The 10,126-nt window shown below is 28.9% G+C and carries 8 protein-coding genes; 4 read left to right on the top strand and 4 right to left on the bottom strand.

Annotation, left to right across the window (positions count from 1 at the left end; all coding sequences use genetic code 11):
* Positions 1-1,146 precede the first annotated feature (1,146 nt).
* Complete coding sequence (locus BA768_RS16650; RefSeq protein ID WP_065721682.1) at positions 1,147-3,129, top strand: hypothetical protein; 1,983 nt, start codon at positions 1,147-1,149, stop codon at positions 3,127-3,129.
* A gap of 52 nt (positions 3,130-3,181) precedes the next feature.
* A complete protein-coding gene (locus BA768_RS16645; protein ID WP_065721681.1) occupies positions 3,182-4,003 on the top strand; it encodes an NYN domain-containing protein in 822 nt (273 codons plus the stop codon).
* A 293-nt stretch (positions 4,004-4,296) separates the two neighbouring features.
* Here BA768_RS16645 and BA768_RS16640 read toward each other — a convergent pair whose 3' ends face one another.
* From BA768_RS16640 to BA768_RS16625, 4 genes are all read right to left on the bottom strand, one after another.
* Positions 4,297-4,641: a transcriptional regulator gene (locus BA768_RS16640; protein ID WP_228388468.1), complete on the bottom strand. Its 345-nt coding sequence runs from the start codon at positions 4,639-4,641 to the stop codon at positions 4,297-4,299.
* 78 nt (positions 4,642-4,719) lie between these two features.
* Complete coding sequence (locus BA768_RS16635) at positions 4,720-5,766, bottom strand: hypothetical protein (RefSeq protein ID WP_123947138.1); 1,047 nt, start codon at positions 5,764-5,766, stop codon at positions 4,720-4,722.
* Positions 5,767-6,102: 336 nt separating this feature from the next.
* Positions 6,103-6,810, bottom strand: a complete 708-nt coding sequence (locus BA768_RS16630) for a hypothetical protein (RefSeq protein ID WP_065721679.1) — start codon at positions 6,808-6,810, stop codon at positions 6,103-6,105.
* A gap of 144 nt (positions 6,811-6,954) precedes the next feature.
* The gene (locus BA768_RS16625) at positions 6,955-7,929 is read right to left on the bottom strand and encodes a bacteriophage abortive infection AbiH family protein (protein WP_065721678.1); all 975 of its coding nucleotides are present in this window, start codon (positions 7,927-7,929) and stop codon (positions 6,955-6,957) included.
* Positions 7,930-8,146: 217 nt separating this feature from the next.
* Between BA768_RS16625 and BA768_RS16620 the strand changes: the two genes are divergently transcribed.
* Together BA768_RS16620 and BA768_RS16615 are read left to right on the top strand one after the other, a co-directional pair.
* Positions 8,147-8,959 carry a TIGR02391 family protein gene (locus BA768_RS16620; RefSeq protein ID WP_065721677.1) on the top strand — a complete coding sequence of 271 codons (813 nt, stop codon included), beginning with the start codon at positions 8,147-8,149 and terminating at the stop codon, positions 8,957-8,959.
* Positions 8,960-9,395: 436 nt separating this feature from the next.
* Complete coding sequence (locus BA768_RS16615; RefSeq protein WP_065721676.1) at positions 9,396-10,004, top strand: Hachiman antiphage defense system protein HamA; 609 nt, start codon at positions 9,396-9,398, stop codon at positions 10,002-10,004.
* Positions 10,005-10,126 lie beyond the last annotated feature (122 nt).

The raw sequence follows: 10,126 nt of genomic DNA, 5'->3' as shown, positions 1-10,126 counted from the left end.
CTCTCAATTTTGTGAGAATAAAATCGTAAATTGCATCTAGGTTATTCATGAATGTATTTGATTGGTAGTCAATACAATTTACAAATTTTTGTAACATGAATAACTTTTTTTATAATGCACTACGGGTTATCATTACATTAGTTGGGCTAAAAATTTGTATTTTAGCTTGAGAATTATAATTGCTATATGTCTGTCATTTGAAAAGCAAAAATATTTGTAGGAAAACCTATATCTTTTTGTGTCAAAATCGTGGCATAGATAACTTTACAGTTTAAAAAAATAGATTTGATAGGAGTTTTTTAAGATAGGTTCGAATCCCTCACTCTCCGCAGAAAACCCCATAAACATAATGTTTATGGGGTTTTTTAATTTTAGGTGCTAAAATAGGTGCTAATGAAATAAGTTCTTAATGTTTCAATCATCTCAAAGGAACTATCATTACTATTTTATAGGTTACTATTGTGTTTCTACACTGGTATTGGATACGAAAAACAGTAAAATCTAATTGATAATCAATCAATTAGAGTTTTGTTTTTATATAATTGTTCCCAAATTGTTCCAATCTAAATTATGGTTGTATATGTTTTAATAATTTAATGCTCTAAATTTTACACCTACTTAATCTTAAATGTCAATTCTACAATACTTTCGTGATTTTTTTTTCTATTAGAAACTTTAACTGTTAAAAATTCTTTTCTCTATAATATCTATTGTAAATCAATGGCTTATTGTCTGATACACTTGTGCATTATCAGAATTAAATCAATTTCATGAGGTATGATCCAGATCTCCCTCCAAAATTTTAAACACAGCATTTCAAAATCTTGCCACTTTTATAGAGGATGTATATTTAAAGGGATATATTATGTTTGATTTTTTAAGTATAAAAATGGCAACAAAAAATGGACTTATGACCTATTTACATACGCTATAACAATAAATTTAAAGTCTGATAATAATTAAAACTCAACAGTAGATAATTGTAAAATTTCATCTAAGTCTTGGATGAAAAAGAAAGGAGAAAGGCGAAGAATTTAATTCTTAATAAAATCAATTTAAAAAGGTTATAAAACAACTTTGAAAAGTTTTAACAAAGATTATCTCATCTTTTGTATATTTGAAATTACACAAAAAAACTAATAAACTATGCAAATTGATATTGCCGGAAAAGTTCGAGAAAAAAAATTGCCTAATAACAAAGTTCTTCTTCCCCTTTATGAGGCTATAGTAAATTCAATACACGCAATCGAAGATTTAAAACTTGAAGAAAAAGGACTTATTGAAGTAGAACTTGTTCGTTCAAATCAAGAAGAAATTGGTTATGAAGATCTGAACAAATTACCACCTATAAAAGATTTTATAATAAAGGATAATGGTATTGGTTTTACAGAAGAAAACTACGAGTCCTTTAATTTCGCCCATTCTTCATACAAATATGAAAGAGGTGGGAAAGGAATTGGCAGAATTACTTGGTTACGTGCATTTGATAGAGCAATAATAAAAAGTCAATTCAAGGATAAGGAACAGTATCTAAGTAGAAATTTTAATTTTGAAACCACAAGAAAAGGTATTGAGAAAGAGTCTTTAGTTGTTATCGGGGACAGAGATGGATTTTGGTCTACGACAATTGTCCTGCGAAATTTAAAGGAACGATACAGGAGAAGGTGCAACAATAATGCAGAGGATATTGTTTTTAAAATATTGGAACATTGTTTTTCTTTTTTTCTTGAAACCAATTGTCCTGTAATTGTAATTGTTGACGGTGATCGCAGAATTGTGGTAAATGACTATTTTAATACATTTATTGAAAAAACTGTAGAAAAAAGACCCTTGGTATTTAATAAAAATGAGTTTTCGATTGATATAGTTAAGTCTAAAAATACAAAGTCGGATAATAAAGTCCACTTACTCGCAAATAAAAGGGAAGTTGTTAGTTTTTCTTTAACAGAAAAAGTTCCTGAGATTCCAATATTTTTCACAGACGTTAATGGAGAAAAATATTCAATAAGTGTCTATGTGTCCGGAAAATATCTTGATGAAAATGTTAATGAAGAACGAACTGAAATTGTATTTGATGAAGAAAATAATATGTTTTTGGAATCAATTACTTTTGATGAATTTAAAATTAAGGTTTCAGAAATAATCAGGAGTGAATTTAGAGATGAGCTATCATATTTTTCTGAAAAAAAACTAACTAGGGTAAAAGATTTTGTTATTACGCATCCAAGATATAGACATTTACTAAAATATAAAAGCAGTGAGATTTTGGAAATTTCTAATTCTTCAGACGATTCTAAACTTGAAGTTGAATTGTTCAAAATTCAGCAAAAATTAGAGTTAGAAGTACTAAAAGAAACAAAAGTAGAGATTGAAAACATCCAAACTAAAGAAGATTCATTTAATGATGTTTTGCACGAAAAAATTTTAGATGTTGGTACTGCAAAATTGTCTGAGTACATATTACATAGAAAACAAATTTTAGATCTCTTAGATTTACATTTAAAAAAGAAAGATTCGGGATATTCGACTGAAGAGATAATCCATAGTTTAATTTTTCCTTTACGAAAAACGTCAGATGAAATATCTTTAGAAGAACATAATTTGTGGGTCATTGATGACAAACTTTCATTTCATGATTATTTAGCATCAGATAAAACTTTTAAATCAATAGAACGAACTGAATCCATTTCAACAAAAGAAACTGACATAATAGTTTTCAATAAGTCTCATCTTTTAAGTGATGAAAAGAAACCCTATTCTTCAATCGTTATTGTTGAATTTAAAAGACCTATGCGTAATGATTACACAGATAAAGAAAATCCAATTAATCAGATAAATACATACGTTAGAGAAATAATAAATAATAAGGCATTAGATAAGGATGGTAGACCATTTGACATCAAAGATAAGACGCCAATTTACGCCTACATTGTTTGCGACTTGACTCCTAATATGAGAAAATTTGCAGAAGATCAGAATTTTACCATTTTACCGGATAATGATGGATACTTTAATTTCAACAGAAATTATTCTCTCTATATCGAAATCATTAGTTTTGATAAACTAATTAGAGATTCAAAAAAAAGAAATAAAGTTTTATTCGAAAAACTAAATCTTCCAACTGTATAGTTTATTATTTTTTTCAACACAATTATTTTATTCTAAATTCAAAATAACATTAATGGATATCAAAATCGCAATTTTAATCGACGGTGATAACGCTCAAGCTTCTTTACTTAAAGAGATAATTGAGGAGGTTAGCATTTACGGAAAAGGAACAATTCGTAGAATATATGGTGACTGGACGGATACATCAATGAATAGTTGGAAAAACTCTTTAAATGAATATTCTATAAGCCCTGTACAGAAATTCACATACAGCAGTGGTAAAAACTCAACAGACAGTGCATTAATAATTGACGCAATGGATATATTGCACAACAATAATGTTGATGGTTTCTGTATTGTTTCTAGCGACAGTGATTACACTGGGCTAGCAAAACGAATAAGAGAAGAGGGTCTTTTTGTTATGGGAATTGGAAGAACAACAACTCCTATAGCCTTTCAAGCATCATGCGAAATATTCACATTTACCGAAAACTTACAACCACTTAAAACTGATGTTGCGGTACCAGAAAGAGAGTCAATTGGTGCAAAATCTAAAGGGAAGAAAAAACAAGAAGTAGATAATAAAATGTCTCAAAAACCTGAGAGTATCAAAGCTGAAGAGATTCGTCCTATAGGCGTATTATCAAGTGAGAACTTATCAAAAATTGATAGAGCCTTTGAAATAGCAGCGAAGGATGATGATGCCACATTGGTGTCAAAAGTTGGATCAATTCTTAGACAAATTGATCCCAGTTTTGATCATAGAACTTTCGGGTTTAAAACTCTTTCTAAATTATTTGAGAGTTTGGGAAAATATCAGATTGTGAAGACCGAAACAAATGGTTTTACCCATCCACTTGTAAGACTTTTAAGTTCTGATAAGTTATCGAATTAATGAAAGCAAGCTGGATCAATTCTGAACAAAGACAATAGTATAATCAAAATTTTGAAGATTAACTTATATGAGTAGTAGCATTGTTTAAATTTAAATCTAAAGACCTGATACCATGTAAAGATTTGACATCCTCCAACTCCACTTAAAACCCTGTAAATTATTGATCTACAGGGTTTTTTATTTTGGGGTACTATTTAAAGTGCTAGTCAATTAATTTGATTTTCACTTTATGCAAAAAATTATTATTAATAATTGATTACTAAGCTATTCTAGATAATAAAGCCCTTAAAAGACTAATCATTAAAAAATGTCAATTGCTTAAATAATGGAAACTTATTCTTTTCTAAACTAAGATAACACGCTAAACGGCCAGTAAACTTGCATCTTGATTTATAAAGTTCAAAAAGTCTTCCTTCTTTTTCTAATTTTCTTTTATACCTACAAATGTTTTTTTGAGGTATTCCTGTGGCCTCTGAAATCATAGATGCCGTAGCAACTCGATTTTCTAAATAATCCAAAAGGATTTCGACCTGGTTACAATGATCTGAAACTACTTTTGTACCATCATTAAATTTGAAAGTTTTCCATGGAAATCTAATAGATTTATTATTAGACTTGGTTTCTGCTATTTTTTTCATTTTGCAAAGCATTAATATTGTTCTGCAAATATTTAAAACAGGTTTTCGCTTATCTTACGCTATTTTTGCGTCTTTACGCTACTTATTATTTTTTGAATAATATTTGTTCAAATCTTTATAATACTGAGGCTCTTTAAGCTTTTTTAAACTACTTACTTTATCAGCTCTGTAATCATAAAAACAAGCTTTTATCAAATCGAAAAGGCTATCAGGTCTCGTCATATTTGGTTTTAATTCTTTGAAAATTACCATAAAAGTGTAAATAACATTACCCTTCGCAGTATTTACCAAGCTAATCGGGCTATCAATCAATGGTATTTGCAAGTCATTTATAAAATAATCTTCAACCCAACTTATCAATTTATCATAATCGGAATCGCCCAATATCTTTTTATGCTTTCTAGGATCAACTGTAAGCATAAATTCAAATAAATTTTTAATTTTCTCTTTTATTATAGAGGTTTGATTTTCAGATTTTTGCTCAACTAAGGGCACTATCGTAACTTTTGAAAATAATAATTTCAGCGACTGTAACTTATTATATAAATGTCGATTGGTGCTTTTACTTTTTGTAATCAATGGATTATCAAAATCTGTTTTTGACGTTTGAATTAAAACATCTAATAAGTGATGAACATCTTTACCTTCTTTTATAAATATTTCAAAAGTGTGATTCAAATATTCAATAAATAAGTCTACTCTAGAAATAGATTCTAATTGAGCCGGATAATTACCCACGCTCCAATTTTCACCCTGAGCATAACTCAAAGAAATTTCGGTCAATCTTTTTAATTCCTGAGCTTTTTGCAAAATTTCTTCCCGTTCTTTATCTGAAAGTCCTTTCATATATGATGTCCACTCTTCTTCATTTAATTGTTTGTGCAATTGTTCAAGCCATTCTTTATACAGAAAATACTTACCATATATAAATTGTGAATTTGAATTGAAGAAGTTATAATAATTGTCAAATGGCAGCGAAGCATTCTGGTAAAATTTGTTATCGAGACGTAAATACTCTAAACGCTCAGAATGATCACGATTTTTGAATGCTTCTTCTGTTGAACTTTGATTTGCTTCACTTATAAATTTATATATAGGGAGTAGCTCATCATTTATGATTTTCAATGTTGGTATATTACCATACTTTTTCAGAAAGTTCACTCTCAATAGTTCAAAAGATCGTCGCCCCTCTAATTCTTTAAACCTTTTAATTGCATCTTCGTAATTGTTAGGTTCTGGAAGAACCGAATAAATATCGCCTTCACTGCACCGTAATCTTTTGGCATCTTCTACTGAAGCTTTCTTATAAATTCTAATGGACTGCTCATATATAGCAGATTCCTCTAATTGTAAATCTTTTATTTTTTCCTGTAAATATAATATCTCCTTATTGCAATACTCGACAAATCGATCAATTTTTGCTTGATAATAAGCTGAGGGATTATTTAGTAAGGCGTTACTTTATTGCAAGGTTTTTATATCATCAATCAAGAATTTTATAGCATAAATTTTTTCGTCTTCTTTAGTAGTTCTGATGCGATGCTCAATTATACTTTTAAAAAATAGTTGTTCGTTTTCTTCTTTTACGCCAGGAACTAAAAAGAAAGCCAAAATTTCTTTTAAGTTTTCAAATTCAGGACTGGAATTTTTATTTGCAGGTTGAAAGATAATGGTTTCTTTGCTATCTATCTCTTCCACATTAAAAAAGCTGAGAAAGCTTTCTAAATCTCTTTCAAGTTCAAGAAAGAAAAAGGGTAGATAAAAATGATAATTATTTGTACTATTTTTAAAATCTAAATATTTAGAGTTAATATCAAAAACTCTTCCTAAATCACTTTCATCAAAATTTTTTTGCAGCGTAAATAGTTCAGCTCTAGCATTTAAATTTATTATAGGACTGCTGATATCAGCAATATTTAATTCTAATATTTTATCTTCAATTGGTGCGATAACCTGAGCTTTTAGAATAACAAATTTTTCTTCAATCTCAAGCTGTATTTTGTCATAGGCTATCTTAGCACGGTAATTTGTATCAGGTTTAAGACTATTTCTTTCTTCTAACAAGCCATTAAATTCATCAATTAATTTTTTTTTGCTTAATAAATAATCCTTCTCTAAATGAAGAAAGTCAATAAAACTAAATAAATCTTCAACTGCTTTTGTTATCATTATAATTTTCTTCTCGGCTCTTTAAAATTTGAAGTGGTATAAAACCTTAATCGTTTTTACTGAAAAATTATATTTTTTGGTGTACAACACGGAGAAAGGCTATTCTTTTGTGATTATTGCACATCAACGAAAAACTTACTGTTACTAAAAGTCAAATCTAAGCTGGTTATTGTTAATTTGAATATTTTGAAGTTTAAGAGAATTAATACTATTGCCATCGACTCCAGCCCTTACTAATGCATCTTGTAGTATGGGAATGCTGCTATCGCTATAATAAGAAAAGTACCATGTAGAATCTGGTTTTACTGCATTAGCCAACTCTACAAAGTATAAAATATCAACATCAGATATAGAATGTCCAAAAATATAAATCTCATCAATTTCACTTAATCTGTTAAAAAAATCAGAATTACTATCAATAATTTTTTGAGTAGGTTTATGCATCACTTTAAAATATTCATATAAACTTTCTCTGCCAGTATCATATGAATAGTCGTAATCGTCATTTTGCCTAAACCATTCTTCATAGTCTTCCTCTGCTACACTATCTGGAGGGAAAGGCATTTCTTTTTCAAAATTTTTTGGATCAATACCGTGACCTAATATAATTTCATCAGGTCTATAATAAACAGAATTATGGATATACCTTATTTTTCGAGGATCAACGTTATAAATTCTTTCTAAAGTATTAGTATAATTGAAATTTAGAAACATTGAAGTAGGATCAAGTATGACCTTTTGAGAGTAAACGCTCTCAGGATAATCAACCGATATTATAAAATTTCTAAACTCTGATAGTAATCCAGATGTTAATTGTAAAAATTGTTCATGCATTATATCTGGAAATACATGAAAATCACGTGTTTCAAAATTTTCACTAGCGATATTAGGTAGGTAATCGGAGTTTTCACTTAAAATCTCCTCAGCATTAAGATTTGCTAAGTTTTCTTCAAATCTAGCCCAAAGACTACTATCTGTTACTGGGTAACTTATGTATTTTTCTAATGTATCAAATAATTCCGAATTAGTATTATTCAGATATTCTGAAAAATCTTTATAGCTGGTCTTTAATCCATGATGAAGATCAAATCCATTGCCTATAACATAAAGTTTACTCATAAAATGGCTATTGTTTTATCAAATATACAAAAGGTTTTTAGTACTATCATAATCTCAAAATAGTTAAAAAGAACAAAATTAGTTATGTTTTTATATTTGCAGAAGTTACATATAGAAGTTAAAAATAGCTATTAAAAATGGATAGCTATTAAAATCATTTTGTCTTATACTATTTGCAAAAATTATATTTACATTTGATAATGTAGACAAATAAAAAATGGCAAATAAAATTTTTGATCCTATTGATGGCAGTATTTTAGAAGGATTGTGTAAGGTTCTAGCAAATACAGAAAGCGGATTAACGGGTACAGAATTAACAAGATTTATTCCGGAGGCAGGATTGAGAGATATCGATGCTACAAATACGAAATGGAAGCGCCTTTTTAATAGTTTTATTGAATTTCAGAATAGAACACAGACATCAAATCATATTTTAAAATTCATTAATATAACAATGAAACCTTCCCGTTATATAGGAAAAAGGGAACACTTTGATTATATGCGTGGTGAAATTAATAAGAGGCTCTGTTTCGTCGGTTTGTACTTAAATGAATCTGCTGTTCTCAATAATGTTGATAAAGTTAAAACTGTAGAAGAAGCTGAGATGCGTGTAAATAGATTTAAATCCAAGCTTGAAAATAGGAATATCCATCCAAAAATTTTTGAGTATTGTAACACTGAATTGATTTCTGAGAATTATTTCCATTCGGTATTTGAGGCTGTAAAAAGCGTTGCAGAGGAAATTAGGCAAAAATCACAATTGACTTTAGATGGTTCAGAATTAATTGATAAAGCATTTTCAGTTAATTCCCCCATTTTAAAAATCAATTCACTACTTACCGAAAATGAAAAAAGTGAACAAAAAGGATTTTCAAATTTTGTGAAAGGTTTGTTTGGGATGTTTCGTAACACCACTGCACATGCGCCTAAAATTGTTTGGCAGATTAGCGAAGATGAAGCGTTGGATATAATGACAACAGTATCTCTAATCCATAAGAAAATTGATAAGATAACATTCGCTTCAATCTGACATCTAAAGCTATATATTGAACATCATCATTTATCAAAATGATGATTGTTTATTTTACAAAATAAATTTTTAAAAACGAAATGACAATGCTAGATTAAACTATTTAAGATTTAGTATTTTCAACAGATTTACTACTACTTAGTCTACGCCCAGCAGTACAAAAAAACATTAAAAATCATAAAATCACAAAATCAACTCCCATTTTCACCCCGACTTTTAAGTATTTTTTACTTTAGTTTTCTTAATTTCTAATTTAATTCATAAGGAAATAAGTAAAAAAATTATATCACATCGACAATAGTGTTTTTACTCGATCCAGTTTCAATATATAATATTTTAAGAAAGTCTAATTTATCAATAGTTAAAATAGTAGACTTACATAAGATAAAAAAGGTATAAAATGAATATTTAAATCTTTACTTTTGTTAAAAAAACTATGCCTACCCAGACTGAACTCATTGGGAATCACCCCTCTGCTCCCAACATTTTTGCAAAGTGGTTTATAAATAATGATGTAACTACAACTACCACAAAAAACCATCGATCACTTACTCCTTTATTGGCAAGTGATAATGATGAATTAATAGAATGGTTAGGACACACTTTATTTCAACATCATCACACTGACTATAGAATCGAAAAATTAAAAGAAAATTATTCAAAATTAGGATTTTCTGAATACGCCAGTTACATTGATGAACGAAGAAGGCTTCCTATAGCTGACCGAGTAAAAAAAGGAAATGCAACCGAAATTATTTTAACAGAGTACATTCAGAGCTGTTTGGATAAAGAGCTTATTAAGGTTTTTAAACTTAAGTATAACCCAAACGTTGACCAAGCTATAAAAGGAGACGATACCTTAATGGTTGATATATTTAATGATGGAAAGCAAGATAAAGTAAGACTATATTTAGGTGAAGCAAAATTCAGAAAAAAACCGACCAAGCAAATTGTAAGTACTTTAGCAGATTCTCTTGCGAAAGATAAACTCCCGTTATCTTATACTTTTTTAATAGATGAGCTAGGACGTGATGCTACAATGTAAATCGTCAGCAAAAAGTAGACATTATATAGTATAAAAGTTAAGGAGTGTTTTCAAAAAAAGAATTACATTTAATTATGGAAACACCTAAAAAGAAAAGTTCCGAAAAATTCGTAAAAGACATC

Origin of the sequence: Chryseobacterium sp. CBo1, from assembly GCF_001693475.1 — a bacterium.
Lineage (GTDB): Bacteria > Bacteroidota > Bacteroidia > Flavobacteriales > Weeksellaceae > Chryseobacterium > Chryseobacterium formosense.
This window is presented reverse-complemented; position numbering and strand designations above follow the sequence as displayed.

Excerpts from the sequence above, each read along its gene's own strand:
- BA768_RS16615 (WP_065721676.1), top strand. The coding sequence starts at position 9,396 with ATGCCTACCCAGACTGAACTCATTGGGAATCACCCCTCTGCTCCCAAC.
- BA768_RS16640 (WP_228388468.1), bottom strand. The coding sequence starts at position 4,641 with ATGAAAAAAATAGCAGAAACCAAGTCTAATAATAAATCTATTAGATTT.
- BA768_RS16645 (WP_065721681.1), top strand. The coding sequence starts at position 3,182 with ATGGATATCAAAATCGCAATTTTAATCGACGGTGATAACGCTCAAGCT.
- BA768_RS16630 (WP_065721679.1), bottom strand. The coding sequence starts at position 6,810 with ATGATAACAAAAGCAGTTGAAGATTTATTTAGTTTTATTGACTTTCTT.
- BA768_RS16625 (WP_065721678.1), bottom strand. The coding sequence starts at position 7,929 with ATGAGTAAACTTTATGTTATAGGCAATGGATTTGATCTTCATCATGGA.
- BA768_RS16620 (WP_065721677.1), top strand. The coding sequence starts at position 8,147 with ATGGCAAATAAAATTTTTGATCCTATTGATGGCAGTATTTTAGAAGGA.
- BA768_RS16650 (WP_065721682.1), top strand. The coding sequence starts at position 1,147 with ATGCAAATTGATATTGCCGGAAAAGTTCGAGAAAAAAAATTGCCTAAT.